This is a genomic window from Streptomyces sp. a15, assembly GCF_059026085.1.
The window spans coordinates 1-17,941 of the sequence record NZ_JBWLKM010000085.1 but is presented as its reverse complement, the minus strand read 5'-3'; the positions used below and the strand labels follow the sequence as shown (position 1 = coordinate 17,941).

The window sequence follows — 17,941 nt, the reverse complement described above, 5'->3', positions numbered from 1 at the left end:
ACCGGCTCGGGCTCGGGCTCGGGAGTGACCTCTGCGACCGGTTCCGGCTCGGGCGTCGCCTCGGCAACCGGCTCCGCTACCGGGTCGACGACCGGCTCGGGGGTGACCTCCGCCAGCGGCTCCGGCTCGACGACCGGCTCGGGCTCGGGGGCGGGAGCCACCTCCGCGATCGGCTCCGGCTCCGGAGTCGGCTCCTTCGCCGCCGGGTCTGCCGTCTCTACCGGCTCCGCCGGCTTCGGTACCTCTACCTTGTCGAATGCCGCCGCCACCAGGTCGTGCTCGTCCTTCGTGGAGAGCGTGGACTGGGGGGTGGACGGCGTGGCGGTGCGGGGTTCCGGGACCGTCGCCGTGGGCGCCGTCGGCTCTGTCGCCGTCGGCTTCGGGGACGGGGTCGGCTCCGTTGACGGGGCCGGGACCTTCGGTGCGGCCTCCTGGGAGGCAACCTCGGTTTCCTGCGAAGGGGACGTGGTGTGCCCCTTGCGTGACCGGCCGAACGCGTTCCGCAGGAGAGTGAGAATGCCCATGTGCGCAACCCTTCGCATGAGTTGATGCCCGTAAATCCCTGGCCAGGACGGACACGTAAGGTTAGCGGCCCCAGAGGGTGATCTTTGGCAGGGGCGGGTCACGATACGCACGCGACGTCAAGGGTCACATCCAGCCTTCACCTGCTCGCCGGGCAATCGACGCCAACTGGCCTACGGCCACATCAGGTTCACTCCCCGTTCACCAGTGCGCCCAGCTCCCGAACGAACGTGCCCATAACGTCCGTCACGCCGGACTCAAGGGGAAGCAAGGGGAGAGCAAAAGTGCGCATGCAATTGCCGTTGATCAGGACCTCGTCGGAGTCGCATCCCGGTGGGCGGTCCGCCCTCACCTGCCGTTTCCGGTGTGGTGACGCCTGTTTCCACGAGGCGCCCAACACCTCCGCCAACGAGTACGTCGGTGACGTCATCGCCGGTGCGCTCAGCCGCCGCTCGGTCATGCGGGCCGCGGCCGTCGTCACCGTGGCCGGTGCCGCGGGGGCCGGGCTCGCCGCCCCCGCCGTCGCGGCCGAAAACGGCGCCACCGGCGCCACCGGTGCCACGGGTGCCACGGGTGCCACCACGTACAAGCCCGGCAGCTCCAAGGGCGCCCGCGGCCTCCGTTTCACCGCCGTCGCGCCCAACACCGCCGACGCCGTGACCGTCCCGGACGGCTACAAGCAGAACGTCGTCATCCGCTGGGGCGAGCCCATCCTGCGCGGTGCCCCGGCCTTCGACCCGGAGAAGCAGACCGCCGCCGCCCAGGCCGGTCAGTTCGGGTACAACAACGACTTCCTGGCCCTTCTGCCCCTTCCGGGCGAGCGGAACAAGCAGCTCCTCGTCGCCAACCACGAGTACACCGACGAAGTGCTCATGTTCCGTGGTTACGACGCCGCCAACCCGACCCGCGAGCAGGTCGAGATCGCGTGGGCGGCCCACGGGCTGTCCGCCGTCGTCGTGGAGGGGGACCGTAGGACCGGCAAGCTCACCGCCGTCTCCCGGCACCCGCTCAACCGGCGCGTCACCGCCACCACCGAGTTCCGCGTCACCGGGCCCGCCGCCGGGTCCGACCTGCTGAAGACCTCCGCCGACCCGACCGGCACCAAGGTCCTGGGCACCCTCAACAACTGCGCGGGCGGCGTCACCCCCTGGGGCACCACGCTCCACGGCGAGGAGAACTTCAACCAGTACTTCGCCAACGCGAGCCGAGCCACCGACAAGCGGTACGGCATCGGGACCGCGGCCTCCGAACGCAAGTGGGAGCGGTTCGACAAGCGGTTCGACGTGGCCCAGGAGCCGAACGAGGTGCACCGCTTCGGGTACGTCGTCGAGCTCGACCCGTACGACCCCTCCTCCACGCCCCGCAAGCACACCGCTCTGGGCCGCTTCAAGCACGAGGGTGCGACCGTCCGTCTCACCCACGACGGCCGTCCGGTCATCTACACCGGTGACGACGAGCGGTTCGACTACTTCTACAAGTTCGTCGGCAGCAAGCGGATGAAGCACGGGACCTCCCGCGCGGTGCGCGAGCACAACCTGAGCCTCCTCGACGAGGGCACGCTCTACGTCGCCAAGCTCACCGGCGACTCTCCCGCCATCGAGATCGACGGCACCGGCAAGCTGCCGAGCGACGGCGAGTTCGACGGCAGCGGCGAGTGGATCCCGCTGGCCACCGCGACCGCCAAGGGTGCCGTCTCGCACGTCGAGGGCATGACCGCCGACGAGGTCTTCGTCTTCACCCGGCTCGCCGGTGACAAGGTCGGCGCGACCAAGATGGACCGGCCCGAGGACATCGAGCCGAACCCGCACTCCGGCAAGGTGTACGTCGCCCTCACCAACAACACCAACCGCGGCATCGGCACGAACGCCCCGGCCGACGAGGCCAACCCGCGAGGCGCCAACAAGCACGGGCACGTCCTCGAGCTCACCGAGCGCTGGAACCTGGCCGACAGCACCAGGTTCGCCTGGTCGCTGTTCCTGGTCGCGGGCGACCCGAACGACCCGGCGACCTACTTCGCCGGGTTCCCGAAGGACAAGGTCAGCCCGATCTCCTGCCCGGACAACGTGGCCTTCGACCCGCACGGCAACCTGTGGATCTCCACCGACGGCGCCCAGCTCGGCTACCACGACGGTCTCTTCGGCGTGGCCACGAAGGGCGACCGGCGCGGTGAGCTCAAGCAGTTCCTGACCATGCCGATCGGCGCCGAGACCTGCGGCCCGATCGTCCAGGACCGGCGGGTTCTCGTCGCCGTGCAGCACCCGGGCGAGATCAGCGGCGCGTCCGTGGAGAAGCCGGCCAGCGCGTGGCCCGACGGCCCCGGCACGTACGTCCGCCCGTCGGTGGTGGCCGTGTGGCGTGCCGACGGTGACGACATCGGCGTCTGAGCCCGGAGCCCAGGGCTCAGAAGCTCCTGTCAGCTCCGCCGGTTCACCTCCGCTGGTGAAGCGTGACCTCGACCAGCAGCGCGCGGTGATCCGTGTCGGCAAGGTCGAGGAAGCGGGCCTTGTGCGCGGCGAAGTCGGCGGAGACCAGTACGTGGTCGATCTGCGCGCCCAGCGCCGGAGTGGCCCCGGCCGTGCGGGCGGGCCAGGTGGGGGTGCGGTCGGAACCGGCCAGGCGGGCCGCGTCGCGCAGGCCGGTGTCGAGGATGCGGCGGAAGGCGGCGTGGTCCTGGGAGGCGTTGAAGTCGCCGGCCAGGATGGTGGGGGTCTGCGCGTGCGTGGCGGCGAAGTCGCGCAGGGCGTCCAGTTCGCGCCGCCAGACGTCCACCTGGCCGGGCAGCGGCGGCATGGGGTGCGCGAGCTGGAGCCGTACGGTCCGCCCGCGCACCTCGGTGACCGCCCCCGGCATGCCCATCGTGCCGGGGACGCGGTCGGCGGCCCGGAGCGGGAAGCGGCTGAGGAGGACGGACCCCGCCGATCCGCCGCCCTCGACGGCCTGCCGGTGCGGGTAGTCGGCGCCGAGGGACTCCTTCAGTACCGCGTCGCACCCGTACTCGCACTCCTGTACGAAGACGAGGTCCGGCCTCTCCCTGCGGACCGTGGCGATCAGGGGGTCGGTGGCCTGTCCGAACTCGACGTTCGAGGTCAGCACCCGCAGGGAAGCGACGGGCGGCCCGCCGGGTGCGGCGGTCTTCCCGTACGGCTCCATGAACCACGCCAGCAGCCCCAGCACCGCCACCGCCCAGGCCGTTCCGGCCCACCAGCGGGTCAGTAGCGCGACCGCCAGTCCAAGCCCTGCGGGCGCGAGCAGCCAGGGGAGGAAGGCGAGGAGCTGCGGTACAGGAGTGATGCCGTCGGTGTCGGCGGTCCGGCATCCCACGACCACGCTGACGCAGGCCAAGAGCAGGGCAGCGAGACACCGTCCGGCACGACGCCCCCGGCGTTGGTCCGGGCCCTGCTGGGGGCTGCCGCCCCCAGACCCCCGCTTCGGCCTGAACGGCCTCGTCCTCAAACGCCGGACGGGCTGGTATGTCACGGCCCCGAGGTTACGAGGTGCCGTCCACCCGCGCCAGGAACTCCCCGAGCGCCCCGTTGAACTCCTCGGGCCGCTCCAGGTTCGGCATGTGCGCCGCGCCCTCGACCACCAGCAGCGTGGAGTCGGGGAGAGCCGCGTGCATGGCCTCGGCGTCGGAGACCGGGGTGTACTCGTCGTCGGTGCCCACCACGACCAGCGCGGGGACGGTGACGCGGGTCAGCAGCTCGCGGTAGTCGGGGCGTCCGGCGCGGGCGCGGAGGGCGGCGGCGGCACCCTCGGGGGGTGCGGACGTCATCATGCGGTGGACGTGGGCCTTCACCTCGGGCGAGGCGTACGGCGCCACCATCTTCTCCAGCACCTCGTCGGCGTACCCGCGCATGCCCTCCCGCAGGAGCCGGTCCGCCATGGCGTTGCGGGCGCGCACGCCCTCCGGTGTCTCGGGCGCCGGGAAGGTGTCCGCGAGGACCAGGCCCCGGACACGGCTCCCGAACCGCCGGTAGCCGTCCATCGCGATCTGGCCGCCCATCGACAGCCCGGCGAGGACGAAGGTCTCCACCTTCAGGTCGTCGAGGAGCGCTTCGATGTCCTCGGCGAACCGGGCGAACCGTGTGACGCCGGAGGTCCGCGGGGACTCGCCGTAGCCGCGCAGGTCGGGGGCGATGACCCGGCGCGTGGCGGAGAACTCGGCGATCTGCGGGGCCCACATCGTGCGGTCGAAGGGATGGCCGTGGACCAGGACGAGGGGAACCGCGGAGGTATCGGCGCCTTTGTCCTCGTACGCGAGGAACTCCGGGAAAGGGGTCATGTGAGCGACCCTAGATCGCCCCAACTCGTCGGTGCAATAAGATCTTTGCCCTCGGTGCAATGTGAGGGGGGACCCCGTGGGCGACTCGGACGACTACCGGCGCCTCGCCGACCGCCTCGCCGACCGGCTGGCCGACGACATCGCCGCCGGTCGGCTCAAGCCCGGTGAACGGCTGCCCCCGCAGCGGGTGTTCGCGCGGCGGCGCGGGATCGCCGGGTCGACGGCGGGGCGGGTGTACGGCGAACTCGTCCGGCGGGGCCTGGTCGTCGGGGAGGTGGGGCGGGGGACGTTCGTGCGGGCGGTTCCGGCCGCACCCATGGGACGGGCGCTCACCGAGCCGGCCACGGCCGCTCCCGTCAACCTGGAGCTCAACTACCCGTCCGCGCCCGGCCAGACCGAACTCCTCGCGCCTGCCCTCGCGCCCCTGCTCCGGCCCGACATGCTGGCCGAGGCCCTGCTTCCCGCCCCCGCCGACGGCACCACGGCGGCCCGGAACGCCGCGGGCGGCCTCCTCGCCACCGCGGGCTGGCAGCCCGGCCCCTGCCAACTGCTCTTCACCGGCAACGCCCGCCAGGCGATCGCCGCCACCCTCGCCTCGCTGGTCCGGCCCGGCGGCCGGCTCGGCGTCGAGCCGCTGACGTATCCCGTGGTCAAGGAGATCGCCGCCCGGCTGGGCATCACACCGGTGCCGCTGGCGGCGGACGAGGACGGTCCGCTGCCGGAGTCCGTGGCCGCCGCCCACCGCACGGCTCCCCTCTCCGCCCTGTATGTGCAGCCGACGCTGCACAACCCGACCTCGGTGACGATGAGCGAGGAGCGCAGGCGCCAACTCGCGGCTGTCGCCATTGACTTGGACATCCCGGTCGTCGAGGACCGCATCTGGTCCTTCCTGGCCGACGGCGACCCCCTCGCCGTCCACGCGCCCCGCATCACCCATGTCATCGACGGGCTGTCGAAGCGGGTCGCCCCCGGACTCACCGTCGGCCTGGCCGTCGTACCCGTGTGGCGGGCCGAGGCCGTGGCGGCCGCCATCCGGTCCGGCGGGTGGAGTGCCGGGCGGTTCGCGCTGGAGGCCGCCGTGCGGTGGATCGGGGACGGGACCGTGGCGCGGCTGGTCGCGGCCAAGCGGGCGGACGCGGGGCGCCGGCAGCGGATCCTCCAAGAAGAGCTGCAGGGGTTCGCCGTACGGTCGGACCCGCGCGCCTATTACGCCTGGTGGGAGCTGCCCGCGCCCTGGCGTGCGGACACCTTCACGGCCGCGGCCGCCGCGCACGGCATCGCGGTCACGCCCGGGCCCGCCTTCGTCGTCGACCCGAGCCGGACGCCGGACGCGGTCAGGCTCGGGCTCGCGTCCGCCGCCGAGCCGGATCTGCGGCGGGCGCTGCGGACGCTCGCGGACCTCGCCGGAACGGCGGCGGGTACCCGTACCGGCCGGTGAGCCAGCAGGTCAGGGCCACCGTCAGACCGACGGCGACCAGCAGCCAGGAGACCGTGCGCAGAGTGGCCGTGAGGGCGTCGTAGATCGCGCCGGCGGCCGGGTGGTGGGCCGGGTCGGGCAGGTCGGCGAGGGTGAGGCGGCGGCCCACGGCGACCGCGAGGGCGAGGAGGGCGCCGCCCAGGGCCGTGCCGAGGGCGGTCGCGGTGACCGCGCGGCGGCGGCAGACAGCGACGGCGATCCCGGTGACCGCGAGGACGGCCACCGTGACGGGCAGCCAGAAACCGGCGACGTCGAGCACGTGGAACCCCTTCCGGAGCCGGGCCAGGTCCTCGGCCGGGAGGACGGAGACCTCGGTGTGCAGAACGGGGATGCGGTGCGCCAACGGCACGCGGTCCGCGGTGAGTTCGTCCTTCACCTCGGCGGCGACCGGCGCGAGGTCAACCGTCACCGCGCCCTCGTCGCCGCCCCTCAGCGCCCTCAACACCGCGTCGTGCACGGCCCGGTTGCCCGCGTCCCACGCCGTGCGGAAGGCCTCGGTCCGGGTGAACGAGCGCACCGCGTCCCGTACGAAGGGGCGCATCGGTCCGCCGACGTCCACTTCCCGGATGATGCCGGCGCCGACCGTGTCCGCGATCGCGTCCCGCACGTGCGGGTCGGCGGCGAGCGGCGCCATCGTGGTGACGTACCGGCTCGTGTCGGCGAGCCCGTACGCCACCCAGGCCGCCAGCGCGCCGAACGGCGCGAGCAGACAGGCCAGGGCGATGAGTACGGCCGACAGGGCGTTCCGGAGTCGAGTGGACACCCTTCCAGGCAAGACGGGCCGCGGCGGGGGTGCGAGCGGCGTGACTGCAAATGGGCGCACGGGCCGAGCCGAACGGGCACCGGTTCCGGCCCGGTTCCGGCCGGATTCCGGCCGGAACCGGGCCGGAACCCCCGCGGAACTGGGCATTCCGCTCTCCGGTGGAGGCCTCACCCGAACGGGTGTTTCCTGGTTCTGGGGAGAAGGAGGCCGATTCATGCGCACCACTCCGGCCCTGCGGACCCTGGCCGCGATCCTGCTCACCGGCGGCACCTTCGCCGTCGCGGCAGCGGGAACCACGGCAGCAGCCGCGACCCCGCCGACGTATGCCGACGAACAAGGCAGCGGCGGATCCGGCGGTCCGATCTGGGGCACCATCGTCTCCGGTACCGCGCTCAACGTGAGAGCGGCGCCCACCAGCCACTCAGCAGTCGTCGACCGGCTCGCGCCGGGCAGTCAGGACCGTGTCGAGTGCAAGGTCCGCGGCCAGAGCGTCAACGGCAACCCGTACTGGTACTGGTTCGTCGGCGCCCAGGGCTGGGCGAGTGCCGCCTTCGTCGACACCGGCGGGCACCGGGTACCGACCTGCTCGGACCCGTGCCCGGAATGGAAGGACGACGCCTGGTCCAACCCCGACTGGAACGACCCGGACTGGAACGAGTCCTGGGCCGTGTCGAGTTCGGGTTCCTGGGCCGTCTCCGGTTCCGGGTCCTGGAGCGCCTCGGGCTCGTGGAGCTGGAGCGCGACCGGATCCTCGTCGGGCGAGGGCGAGGGCGAGGGCGAGGGCGAGGGCGACTGGGAGTGGCTTCCGGCCGTTCCGTGAACCGGCCGTTCCGTGAGCGGAGGGATGAGTGAGGGAGGCGCAGGGGCCCCGGCGACCGGCCGGGGCCCCTGCGCCGTGCCCGGGCACCTCAGCGGATGCGGTTTCCCTCCGCGTCCTCGCGCGTGTAGTAGCGGTAGAAGAACACGCCGAAGATGGCCGCCGCGATCACCAGGCCCATGACCGTGGACCTGAGAACGCTCGCGCCGGCCTGGCTGTACAGGAAGCCGAACGCCGCGCCCGCGAAGCCGGACTTCGTCATCGAGTGCAGTTCGCGCTGCAGGCGCGGGGCGAACGTCGCCACCGCGATGCACAGCACGATGAACGCGATCGCCGCGGCGAAGCCGAACAGGAGGTTCCCGCCGGTGATGGGCCCGCCGTCGCGCCGGTTCGCCGCGGCCCAGTAGCCGTAGACGAGCCCGAGTACGACGGGGATCGCGTACCGCGCCACCGTGTGGACCCGCTCGCTGAACAGGTCGGGCGTGCGGCGCGGCCGGGTCATGACGCGCCGGGCCGGACGGCGGTGCATGCCCCGCATGCCGCCGGGCGTGGGTGCCGCTTGAGCCATGAGAGCGCTCCTCTCTCTCCTCGCCCCCGCCTTCCAGAGCACACCTGGGGACAGGCCCTGGCAAGTCGGCGGAGGCGCTTTCCGGTGCGGATGCGCGCCTTCGAGGGGCCCGTGCTTCGCTGAGACCGTGAGCGGCCGAGTGCCGAGACCATGAGCGGCCGAGTACGGAGACCGAAGAGCGGCCGCCGGAGAGTCCTCGCCCGGCCGCCCGGCGCCGGGCCGGGCAGTGTCCTGCGCCGGCACCAGACGCTGCGCGTGCGCGGCCGCAGCGTGGCCTGGGTGCCGCCGCTGCTGCTGCTGCTCGACGGGATCGCGCTGGTCGACTTCAACACCAGCGGCGAGTTCCGGATCATCTCCTGGATCGTGCTGGTGCCCGGCATCGCCGCCGCGATCTGCGGGGTGGTGGGCACGGCCGTGTTCGCCGCCCTCGCGCTCGTCACGTACGTCCTCGCGGACAACGCCTGGCCGCCGACCCGAGCCTGACCGAACCGAGGCTGCTGGTCGCCTTCGTATGGGACGGCACGCTGCGGCACTGCGGGGGCCGACTGGCCGACGACACCACGGTGTTCGCGGTGCGGCGAGCCGCGAAGGGGATGCTCGTACCGGGTCGTTTGCAGTCCTGAGACACACCTTTGCAGCCGCAGCGGTTACGGTGCTGCCGTACGTGATCGACGGGGGACGGGGAGGGACCGATGCCGGGAACCGTGCTGCTGCTGGCCGCATCGCCGGTGGGCAAGGGCTGTCTGGTGGACGCGGCGTCCGTGCTCCCCGTGCTCGCGGCCGTGCCGCCCGCGGTGCTGTCCGGCACCGACACCGCCAACGTCGTCGAGCTCGCCGACCCGCTGGAACCCCAGGCCGTCCTCACCCGGCTGCGCGCCGCCGCGACGGCCCCCGGCCCGCTGACCGTGTTCGTCACCGGCCAGCTCCTGCTCGACCGCCGCCAGCACCTGCCCCACCTCGCGCTGGCCCGCACCACGTCCGCGACCGTCCGCTACACCGGCTTCCCCTGGCACTGGTTCCGCGAGGAACTGCGCCTGCGCACACCGGGGACGACGACCCTCCTCCTCGACCTGCACGCGGACGCGGAGACCTGGGCCTGGCTGCGCACCCACCCGCTCGACTCCGGGCGCAGCAGCGCGGTGTACGGCCGTGTCGCGCCGCCGCCGTCGTCCCGGCGGGCGGTGGCCGCGCCGGCGTACATGAAGGCGATCGCGACGATTCTGCGGAGCGGGCGGCGACCTGATCTCGCGGAGTTGCATCAGCAGGCGTTGGCCCGGCTGGGGAGCGACGGGTACGGGGACCTGGTGCTGGGGGTGCCCCCCGCTGCTGTTCCTGGGGGCTCCGCCCCCAGACCCCCGTATCGGCCTGAACGGCCTCGTCCTCAAACGCCGGACGGGCTGAAAACACCGAAGGTCGTCGGCCCGCGTCAGGAGCCGCACGACGACCCCCACGCCGCCATCACCACCGCCGTCCAGGACGGCCGTCACGACGCCGCCGACGCCCTGGCCGCCGAGCACGAGCAGGCCGCCGTACGGGCGCACGGGCGGGCCTCCGAGCAGGCCCTGCACTGGGCCGAGGTCCGGGCGGATCTGGCGATGTTCGCGGGGGATCCGGTGCGCAGTTGCCGTACCTGGCTGGCGGTGGCGTCGGCCCGGCTGGGTGCCGGGCAGGCGGTGGACGCGCCCGCCGTGGAGGCGGCCGTGGACCGGGCCCACCACCAGTGGGGGCAGATCGGCGACCCGGCGCGGGCCCGTGAACTGGGCACCGAGCTGGCTGGCTTGCGGGCCCGGGTGCCGGGACGCCGCGAGGGCGCCCTGGACCACATCCGGCGTCAGCTGAGCCAGTTGCAGACACTCAGTTCGTGAAGATGGGGCGCTGCCGACCCCTCCCCCGGCTCCAACAGCGGTGACATGATGCTGAGTTATGGCTGAGGGGGATGGAGTGGCCAACCACGGCATACGCGTTCGGCTGGACGGGACCGCGAGCGAGAGTGACGTCGGCGCGCTGCGCAAGTGGCTGGAACGGGAGAAACCGCTCGACGAACTGGTGCGGGCCGGCCGGCTGCAGATCCACGAGCGGCACCGGACGGACGAGCCCGGCGCCCCGATGGGCGTCGGCATGGACATCGTCGTCACGATGATCGGGTCGGGTGCGGCCATCGTCTTCAACGAGCTGCTGGGGCAGGTCAAGCGGTCCGTGGAGGCCTGGCGGGTCAATCGCAGAGCGGTCGAGGACGGGGATCCGCCCGAGGGCCGCGTCGACACCGTGGGCCTCGACGACAGGTAGGCCGGTGACCCGCTTCGACCCGCGTGGACGGGTGAACCGGGCACTGCTGGTGGGGGTCTCCGAGTACGACCTCACCAAGCCGCCGCACGGCGTGCCCGGCGACCTCCCCGCCGTCAAGCACAACCTGAACCGGCTCCGGGACGCGCTCCTGCGGGGCCGGGTCTTCGGCGAGCACGAGATCGCCGTGGCCCGCTCGCCGTCCCTGGACGACTTCGACCACGCCTTACGCAGGACCGCCGGGGAGGCGGAGGGCCTGCTGTTCCTGTACTTCACGGGGCACGGAGCCATCCCCAGCGCGGGCGACGAGCTGTTCCTGCAGATGCGCAACGCGAGCGTGGTCGCGGGCGGACACGCGGTCTTCCCCGGCGCGGAGATGTTCACCACCGCCCTGACCGTGCTCGCCGCCGGTCCGGCCGAGCGGATCGTGGTGGTCCTCGACTGCTGCTTCGCGGGCAACGCCGCCTGGATCTGGGAGACCTTCCGCGACAAGCGGCGCGTGCTGCTGCTGATGAGCGTGCAGGCCAACCACCGCACCGACGCGGGGGACGGCGCGGCACCCACACCGTTCACCGGGGAGCTCGTACAACTCCTTGAGGAAGACGAGGAGTTGACCTTCCAGGAGCTCGCGGACCGGCTGCGGGACCGGATGACGGCGGCGGGGCACAAGACGGTGCGCGGGGAGCCGTGGGAGCCGCAGAGCAGGACGGAACCGGGGGAGGACGTCGTGCTGTCCGCCCGGTCGGCCCCGCCGCTGAGGTGGGCGATGGGCGGGGCGGGACCGTGGCCCTCCGGCGAGCACGGGGATCCGCAGCAGAAGCCGGGCGGGCAGCCCGGTGAGGAAGGGAAGAAGCAGCGTGTCGCCCTGCTCCGTACCGTCGCGGCGGCCCTCCTCGCCCCGTTCCGCGCCGGAGCCACCGCCGTCACCCGCGCCTGGCGCTGGCTGGGCTCCGTCCTCCGCCCCGCGCCCCTCGCCCTCGCCGTCGTTCTCGCCCTCGCCGCGGTGGGCCTCGGCTCCTACGGCATCGTCACCCTCACCGGCGGTCCCGCCTCCTGCGGGCCGCCGCTGGAACTGCGGGTCCTGACCGACCCCGACCTCGAACCGACGGTGAGCGCGGCGGCGGAGGCCTATCTGACGTCGGACGAGAACACCACCGGCGACGGCTGCCGGCGCAGCGGCATCACCGTCTACAGCGCGGGCTCCGCCGACGCGGTCACCGCGCTCGCCGGGCAGTCGGACGCCTGGCAGGAGCCCCGGGACGAGGACACCAACCCGCAGCGGGACGTCGGCCCGCAGCCGGACGTCTGGATCCCCGCCACCCCGGCCGAGGCCGCCCGGGTCGCGGCCGCCCAGGACACGGACGCCGTGGCCCTCCTGGACCCCGACGAGGAGCCGCTGGTGTACTCCCCGGTCGTGCTCGCCGTTCCGAAGAACCTCGCCGCCGGGAACCAGGACGACCTCGCCGGTCCCTCGCTGACCCGGCTGATCACCGCCCTGCGCGAACGCGACACGGAGGCCGAAGTGCGCCGTCCCGACCCGGAGTTCACGGCAGCGGCCCTGCTCGCCACGATCGGCCTCCACGGCACCGGAGCCGACCCGGTCGGTGCGGAACAGCGGGTCGCCCAGCCCGGTCCGCCCGCGCCGACGGCCACCGACCTGCTGTGCACGCTGCCCGACGACGACGCCGTGGACAACCGCACCGCCGCCTTGGTCCCCGAGTTCCTGCTGCGCAGCGGAGTCGGCTGCGACCTGGCGACCCGGACGCCCCGGGTCGCCCACTACCCCGGCGACGTACCGGGGCTGGAGCCCACGTTCGTACGGGTCCGCTGGCAGGACGCCGACCGGGACGAGGCGGCGCGGGACGCGGCGGCCGAGAACTTCCGCGCCTGGCTCACCGGTACGGACGGGCAGGCCGCGTTCGCCCGGGACGGCTTCCGTTCCGCGAGCGGCGCGCATCCCCTGCTGGACGCCGGCCGTCCGGTCCCCGCCGGGATGCTGTCGGCGCCGGCACCGCTAGAAGAGACCGCCGGACGGGACGAGATGGAGACGGCACTCACCGACTACCGCGCCGCACACGGCCCCGGCCGGGTCCTGTTCCTGCTGGACAGCTCCGGTTCGATGGCCTCCCTGTGGGAGGGGCCCAGCGGCGGGCCCGGCCTGCTGGAACAGTCCCTGGGCGGGCTCGGGGGCCGGGACGAGTACGGCGTGTGGGCGGTGTCCGGGGCGTCCGGCGGCGAGCACCCGTACGAGACCGTGCTCCCCTTCGGCCGCCACACCCGCAAGGAAGCCGAACGCGCCGTCGACGCGGCCCGGGTGCGGGACGCCGAGGCCGACCCGCACGCGGCGCTGCTCGCCGCGCTGGACGACCTGGCCGACCGCGGCCCGGACGAACGCCCCCGGCTCGTCGTCCACATCACCGACGGCGAGGACGACGACCGGCTGACCGGCGCGAACCTCGACGACGTCCTGACCCGGGCGGGGGCGGCCGGGGTGCCGGTGACCATGGTGTCCCTGGAGGCCGGCGGCTGCGATCCGGGCCGCCCGGCCACCCGCATCTCCGCCGCGAGCGGCGGCCGCTGCCTGGACGCCGGCGAAAACCTCGGCGCGGCCCTGACCGACGAGGTCGCCCGCGCCGGAATGGGGGAGGACGGATGACGCGCCGCAGTGCGGGACAGCGGGTGGGACGCGGCAGCACGGCAGGGCTGCTGGGCCGGGGCGGGGGCGCGTGGCTGGTGGCCGGGCGTGGTGTCGGGGGACGGGCGGGTTGCTCCCGTACCGCGCGGCTGATGGCCGGGCGCGGTGAGGGCCAGCGGGTGGGGCGCGGCAGCACGGCAGGGCTGTTGGGCCGGGGCGGGGTCGCGTGGCTGGTGGCCGGGCGCCCCCGCACCGGGCCCCTGATGGCCGGGCGCGGCACCTGTGCGCGACTCGTGGCTCTCCTGGCCGTGCTGCTGCTCACGGCCGTCACGGCGTGCACCGCTGACGGTGCCGGGGAACCCGCGGCGCCCGCCGCCGACGTGCCCGGTGACATCGTCGTCGCCAGCGGCCGGGACGTCACCGGCAAGAACGGCATCCGCCAGCAGCTCATCGACGCCTGGAACCGGCAGCAGGAGAAGGCCGGCACCGGCTACCGCGCCCGTCTGGTCGAACTCCCGGGCAGCGCCGACGAACAGCGCAGCCAGCTCCTCGGCGCCCTCCAGTCCGGCAGCGCCGCCTACGACGTCGTCAACCTCGACGTCACCTGGGTACCGGAGTTCGCCGCCGCCGGCCTCGTGCGCCGCCTCCCCGACGGGGTGCTGGACGGTGACGTCATCAAGTCGGTGGCCGACACGGCCCGCTGGGACGGCAAGGTGTACGCCGTGCCGTTCAACAGCGATGTCGGCCTCCTCTACTACCGGCGCGACCACCTGCACGCGGTGGGCATCCAGCAGACCGATCTGAGCGCGGGCATCGACCGGACCCGGCTCCAGGAGATCGTCCTCTCGCTGGAGAACAAGCCGCCCAAGGGCTACGAGCAGGGCTGGACCACCCAGCTCGCCCCCTACGAGGGCCGCACGGTCAACGCCGTGGAGGCGTTCGCGTCCGCGACGCCGGACCTCGCGCTCACCGACGCCGACGGCCACTACGCCGCCACCGTCGAGCAGTTGGCCGAGGGCGTCGCCGAACTCCGGCAGCGCATCGCCCCGTCGTACACCCTCCCGGACGCCGTCCACTCCGACGAGGACGCCTCCCTCGCCGACTTCGCCGCCGGCCGCACCGCCTTCCTGCGCCACTGGCCCTACGCCTACCGCACGCTGCACCAGTCCTTCACCGACAAACAGCTCGGCGTGGCCCCGCTGCCCGGCCGGGCGGTGCTCGGCGGCCAGAACCTCGCCGTGACCGCCGCGTCCCAGCGGTCGGCCAAGGCGGCCGAGCTGATCGGCTTCCTCACCGGCAGGGAGAGCGAACGCTGCCTGCTGGACGCGGGGTTCGCGGCGACGCGGACGTCGGCGTACGACGACGACACGGTGACGTGCCCCCTCGCCGCCGCGAGCCCCTCGCCCTCCCCCACCGGCGAGCGCGCCGACCGCATGCCACGCGACAAGGCCGGCCGCCCCGCCTACGCCCACCGCATCCTCCTCCCGGCCCTCGGCAGCGCCGTCCAGCGCCCGCGCACCCCGCTGTACGGCGCGTTCACCCAGACCTTCACCGCACAGCTGGGCGCCCTGTTCGGCGACCGCCCGCCGACCGACCCACAGCTGGCGCGACGCCTGGACGAGGCGCTGCGGAAGGCGTTGCCGGACTAGCCATACGAGGTGCGGTGCCGCGTCCCACCCGGTGGCGGCTGGTGCCGGGTCCGGGCCGTGCGTCAGGACCCGGCGGGCTTGGTGTCGCACTCGAACCAGAGGGTCTTGCCGGGACGGTCGGGCAGGGGACGCCACCCCCAACGGTCGGTGACGGCGTCGACGATCAGCAGCCCACGTCCCCCTTCGGCCAGTTCCTCTCCCTCTCCCTCGTCATCCACAGCTGTGGACAACGGCGGCCGAGCGTCGGTGTCCGTCACTTCGACACGGAGCCCGTCCGGCCGCCGCAGCATCAACAGCGCGGCTCTCCGGTCCGGTACGTGCCGTACGACGTTGGCGACGAGCTCGGTGAGGGCGAGCGAGGCCGGATCGATCAGCTCGGGCATCCCCCAGGAGTGCAGATAGGCACGGAGGATACGGCGAAGGTGCCGCGCCGAATGGTCACCGAGGGTGAGGCCGAGGCCGTACCTGGCGCCAACCTCGTTTCGCTGGTGGTCAGTTGCGTGATTCACGACACCAGCGTGGAGTTGCGTGGCTACTCTCGGCTACAAAGCGAAATGAACGCCGCCGAGCGTTCGGACCTGGGGGTGACGTCCCTTGCCCAACATCCGCCGACTCGATCCCTGCGCCTCACCGCTGGACTACTTCGGCTCCGAACTCCGCCGCCACCGGGAAGCGACCGGGATGACCCAAGGGGATCTCGGCGACACCATCTTCTGCACCGGCTCCCTGATCGGCCAGATCGAGACCGCCCACAAGGTCCCGACCAGGGAGTTCGCGGAACGGGTGGATGCGGCGCTGTTGACGGACGGGGCGTTCTCCCGGCTGGTGGGGTTGGTTCTGCGAAGCCAACTGCCGGCGTGGTTTCAGGCGTATGCGGAGATGGAGGCGAAGGCGACCTACATCTCTACGTACCAGGCGCAGTTGGTGTACGGGTTGTTGCAGACGGAGGAGTATGCGCGGGCGGTCCTCGGCATCGAACAGGGCGACCGGCTCGACGAGATGGTGGCGGCGCGGATGGAACGTCAGCGCATCCTGCGGCGGGAGGAGCCGCCGGTGATGCTGGTGGTTCTGGACGAGGCCGTGCTGTACCGGGAGATCGGTGGCCGGGAGGTCATGCGAAACCAACTCGCCCACTTGTTGGGTCTCTTCGGCCAGCCGTGCTTGGAGCTCCAGGTGCTGCCGTTCTCGGTGGGGCAGCACGCCGGGATGATGGGCTCGTTCACCCTGCTGCGGTTTGACGACGACCCGGACCTGCACTACAGCGAGAGCTACGACTCGGGCCACATGACCGCCAACCCGCAGGTGATCAGGGAGCGTTCCCTCGGTTACGCTCGCCTCCAGGCCGACGCTCTCTCAGGGAGGGAGTCGGCGGCACTGATCGCCCGCGTGATGGAGGAACGCTATGGGGAGCAGCCTGGACGTGCCGCGCGCTCAGTGGCGTAAGTCGTCCTACAGCGGCAGCAGCGGCGGCGAATGCGTCGAGTGCGCTGCCCTCGGCGGAGCCGACTGGCACAAGTCGTCGTACAGCGGCAACACCGGCGGTGATTGTGTCGAGGTCGCCGACCTCGCCCCCCGCATCGCCGTCCGCGACTCCAAGGTCGCTGCCGGCCCGCACCTCACCGTCTCTCCGACCGCCTGGGCCGCTTTCGTCAACGGCGTCGCGAGCTAGCCGGCGCCGCCCGAGGGCGGCGGTTCGACGTTCGCGTGGAGGATGTCGCGGGCCTGTTCCGCCGCGCGGGTCGTGCTCTCGCTGACGAAGTCGAGGAAGCGGGCGATGTTCTCCAGACGGGCGGCGGCCGGGGTGTCGGGGCCGAGGACGCCGACGCCCTGCCGTGCGATCTCGACGATCTGGGCGAGGGACCGGGCGCTGGCCATCGTCGACTCGTACCAGACGTCGTCGTCGACGACATAGCGCTCGCGGCGGCGTTCGTCGCGTTCCCGGCGCACGAAGCCCTGACTCTCGGCGAACGCGATCGCTTTGGAGACGGACGCCGGGCTGACCTTCAGGCGCTGGACGAGTTCGGACGCGGTGAGGCTGCCGGTGTCGGTGAGGGTGAGGCAGGCCATCACCCGGGACATCATCTTGGGTGCGCCCGACGCCATGAGGACGGTGGTGAACGTCTCCTCGTACTCGCGCACGGCCTCGGCGTCGCGTCCGTGGGCCTGCGGGGGCGCCGCCGTCCCCCGGGGCGCGGCCTGCCTGCGCCGGTGGGCGCGGTGTTCGGTGGCGCGGTGGGCCAGGTCTGCGCGGTAGCCGGTGGGGCCGCCGTTGCGCATCACCTCCCGCGTGACCGTAGAGGTCGGGCGGTCGAGACGTCTGGCGATCTCCGCGTACGCGAGGCCGTCGGCCAGCCCCAGCGCGATCTGCTGGCGTTCCTGCTGGGTGAGTCTGCCTCCCGGCATGGCGGTCTCCTTCGTGGGCCGTGGTGACCCCATTATAGCGTTCACTTCTGATTCATTGCAACGAACCGGGCGGGGTTTGTTGCGTTACGCTTCAGGCCATTGCAATGAATTCCCCGCTCTCACCTGCTCTTATGGCGATTACGCGCAACGAGCGTGTTGCCGGATGGATGAATGCAACGTAGCTTTTCCATCATCGGAAACGACGAGCCGAAGGAGAGCACGATGCAGAAGTTCGACACCCCCACTCCGGTCTCCGCCCTCCTCAACATCCCCGCCGGACGCATCCGCTTCATCGCCGCCGACCGAGCCGACACCACCGTCGAGATCCTGCCCGCCGACGCCTCCAAGAGCCGCGACGTCAAGGCGGCGGAGCAGACCGCGGTCACCTACGGCGACGGCGACGGCGACGGCGTCCTGCGGATCCAGGCCGCACCCGCCAAGAACCGCATCCTCGGCGCCGCCCCGGGAGCCGTCGAGGTGACCGTCCAGCTGCCCGCCGGCTCCCGCGTCGACGCCAAGGCGGCCGACGGCGAGCTCCGCGG

15 protein-coding genes and 3 pseudogenes are annotated in these 17,941 nt (G+C 72.7%); 11 read left to right on the top strand and 7 right to left on the bottom strand.

Annotated elements, in window-relative coordinates; all coding sequences use genetic code 11:
• Positions 1-524: pseudogene (locus AC5P09_RS43135) on the bottom strand (VWA domain-containing protein); the annotation flags it as partial.
• 282 nt (positions 525-806) lie between these two features.
• Here AC5P09_RS43135 and AC5P09_RS43130 point away from each other — a divergent pair.
• Positions 807-2,906, top strand: a complete 2,100-nt coding sequence (locus tag AC5P09_RS43130) for a PhoX family protein (protein ID WP_493879157.1) — start codon at positions 807-809, stop codon at positions 2,904-2,906.
• Positions 2,907-2,949: 43 nt separating this feature from the next.
• Here AC5P09_RS43130 and AC5P09_RS43125 read toward each other — a convergent pair whose 3' ends face one another.
• Both AC5P09_RS43125 and AC5P09_RS43120 read right to left on the bottom strand, forming a co-directional pair.
• Positions 2,950-3,870, bottom strand: coding sequence for an endonuclease/exonuclease/phosphatase family protein (locus AC5P09_RS43125; protein WP_493879170.1), 921 nt, complete (start codon positions 3,868-3,870; stop codon positions 2,950-2,952).
• A gap of 139 nt (positions 3,871-4,009) precedes the next feature.
• A complete protein-coding gene (locus AC5P09_RS43120) occupies positions 4,010-4,804 on the bottom strand; it encodes an alpha/beta fold hydrolase (protein ID WP_493879156.1) in 795 nt (264 codons plus the stop codon).
• A 76-nt stretch (positions 4,805-4,880) separates the two neighbouring features.
• Between AC5P09_RS43120 and AC5P09_RS43115 the strand changes: the two genes are divergently transcribed.
• On the top strand, positions 4,881-6,242 hold the full coding sequence (locus AC5P09_RS43115; protein WP_493879155.1) for an aminotransferase-like domain-containing protein: 1,362 nt from the start codon (positions 4,881-4,883) through the stop codon (positions 6,240-6,242).
• On the opposite strand, the gene AC5P09_RS43110 is transcribed toward AC5P09_RS43115, so the two are convergent.
• Entirely contained in the window at positions 6,139-7,044 is a 906-nt protein-coding gene (locus tag AC5P09_RS43110) for a hypothetical protein (RefSeq protein ID WP_493879154.1), read from the bottom strand. The two genes, AC5P09_RS43115 and AC5P09_RS43110, sit on opposite strands and share 104 nt — an antisense overlap.
• A gap of 214 nt (positions 7,045-7,258) precedes the next feature.
• Here AC5P09_RS43110 and AC5P09_RS43105 point away from each other — a divergent pair, with 214 nt between their 5' ends.
• The gene (locus AC5P09_RS43105) at positions 7,259-7,864 is read left to right on the top strand and encodes an SH3 domain-containing protein (RefSeq protein ID WP_493879153.1); all 606 of its coding nucleotides are present in this window, start codon (positions 7,259-7,261) and stop codon (positions 7,862-7,864) included.
• A gap of 88 nt (positions 7,865-7,952) precedes the next feature.
• On the opposite strand, the gene AC5P09_RS43100 is transcribed toward AC5P09_RS43105, so the two are convergent.
• Positions 7,953-8,429, bottom strand: a complete 477-nt coding sequence (locus AC5P09_RS43100; protein WP_493879152.1) for a hypothetical protein — start codon at positions 8,427-8,429, stop codon at positions 7,953-7,955.
• 150 nt (positions 8,430-8,579) lie between these two features.
• Here AC5P09_RS43100 and AC5P09_RS43095 point away from each other — a divergent pair.
• The 5 genes and pseudogenes from AC5P09_RS43095 to AC5P09_RS43075 form a co-directional block, all read left to right on the top strand.
• Positions 8,580-8,897 (top strand): annotated as a pseudogene (locus tag AC5P09_RS43095) (serine/threonine-protein phosphatase); the annotation flags it as partial.
• Between the two features lie 224 nt (positions 8,898-9,121).
• Positions 9,122-10,294 carry a hypothetical protein gene (locus AC5P09_RS43090; RefSeq protein ID WP_493879151.1) on the top strand — a complete coding sequence of 391 codons (1,173 nt, stop codon included), beginning with the start codon at positions 9,122-9,124 and terminating at the stop codon, positions 10,292-10,294.
• Positions 10,295-10,352: 58 nt separating this feature from the next.
• Positions 10,353-10,715, top strand: a complete 363-nt coding sequence (locus AC5P09_RS43085; RefSeq protein WP_266436455.1) for an effector-associated constant component EACC1 — start codon at positions 10,353-10,355, stop codon at positions 10,713-10,715.
• A 4-nt stretch (positions 10,716-10,719) separates the two neighbouring features.
• Positions 10,720-13,368, top strand: a complete 2,649-nt coding sequence (locus tag AC5P09_RS43080) for a substrate-binding domain-containing protein (RefSeq protein WP_493879150.1) — start codon at positions 10,720-10,722, stop codon at positions 13,366-13,368.
• Between the two features lie 242 nt (positions 13,369-13,610).
• Positions 13,611-14,996, top strand: coding sequence for an extracellular solute-binding protein (locus AC5P09_RS43075; RefSeq protein ID WP_493879169.1), 1,386 nt, complete (start codon positions 13,611-13,613; stop codon positions 14,994-14,996).
• A gap of 62 nt (positions 14,997-15,058) precedes the next feature.
• Here AC5P09_RS43075 and AC5P09_RS43070 read toward each other — a convergent pair whose 3' ends face one another.
• Entirely contained in the window at positions 15,059-15,505 is a 447-nt protein-coding gene (locus AC5P09_RS43070) for an ATP-binding protein (protein WP_493879149.1), read from the bottom strand.
• Between the two features lie 85 nt (positions 15,506-15,590).
• Here AC5P09_RS43070 and AC5P09_RS43065 point away from each other — a divergent pair, with 85 nt between their 5' ends.
• Both AC5P09_RS43065 and AC5P09_RS43060 read left to right on the top strand, forming a co-directional pair.
• The gene (locus AC5P09_RS43065) at positions 15,591-16,439 is read left to right on the top strand and encodes a helix-turn-helix domain-containing protein (RefSeq protein WP_493879148.1); all 849 of its coding nucleotides are present in this window, start codon (positions 15,591-15,593) and stop codon (positions 16,437-16,439) included.
• Positions 16,399-16,665, top strand: coding sequence for a DUF397 domain-containing protein (locus AC5P09_RS43060; protein WP_493879147.1), 267 nt, complete (start codon positions 16,399-16,401; stop codon positions 16,663-16,665). The genes AC5P09_RS43065 and AC5P09_RS43060 overlap by 41 nt, the downstream gene beginning before the upstream one ends.
• Here the strand turns inward: AC5P09_RS43060 and AC5P09_RS43055 are convergent.
• Positions 16,662-17,399, bottom strand: coding sequence for a helix-turn-helix domain-containing protein (locus AC5P09_RS43055; RefSeq protein ID WP_493879146.1), 738 nt, complete (start codon positions 17,397-17,399; stop codon positions 16,662-16,664). The two genes, AC5P09_RS43060 and AC5P09_RS43055, sit on opposite strands and share 4 nt — an antisense overlap.
• Before the next feature lie 222 nt (positions 17,400-17,621).
• Here AC5P09_RS43055 and AC5P09_RS43050 point away from each other — a divergent pair.
• Positions 17,622-17,941 (top strand): annotated as a pseudogene (locus AC5P09_RS43050) (DUF4097 family beta strand repeat-containing protein); the annotation flags it as partial.

What these genes read in the sequence shown, in the direction of transcription:
- AC5P09_RS43120 (WP_493879156.1), bottom strand. Translation starts at nt 4,804, where the DNA reads ATGACCCCTTTCCCGGAGTTCCTCGCGTACGAGGACAAAGGCGCCGAT.
- AC5P09_RS43105 (WP_493879153.1), top strand. Translation starts at nt 7,259, where the DNA reads ATGCGCACCACTCCGGCCCTGCGGACCCTGGCCGCGATCCTGCTCACC.
- AC5P09_RS43100 (WP_493879152.1), bottom strand. Translation starts at nt 8,429, where the DNA reads ATGGCTCAAGCGGCACCCACGCCCGGCGGCATGCGGGGCATGCACCGC.
- AC5P09_RS43090 (WP_493879151.1), top strand. Translation starts at nt 9,122, where the DNA reads ATGCCGGGAACCGTGCTGCTGCTGGCCGCATCGCCGGTGGGCAAGGGC.
- AC5P09_RS43085 (WP_266436455.1), top strand. Translation starts at nt 10,353, where the DNA reads ATGGCTGAGGGGGATGGAGTGGCCAACCACGGCATACGCGTTCGGCTG.
- AC5P09_RS43075 (WP_493879169.1), top strand. Translation starts at nt 13,611, where the DNA reads ATGGCCGGGCGCGGCACCTGTGCGCGACTCGTGGCTCTCCTGGCCGTG.
- AC5P09_RS43060 (WP_493879147.1), top strand. Translation starts at nt 16,399, where the DNA reads ATGGGGAGCAGCCTGGACGTGCCGCGCGCTCAGTGGCGTAAGTCGTCC.
- AC5P09_RS43055 (WP_493879146.1), bottom strand. Translation starts at nt 17,399, where the DNA reads ATGCCGGGAGGCAGACTCACCCAGCAGGAACGCCAGCAGATCGCGCTG.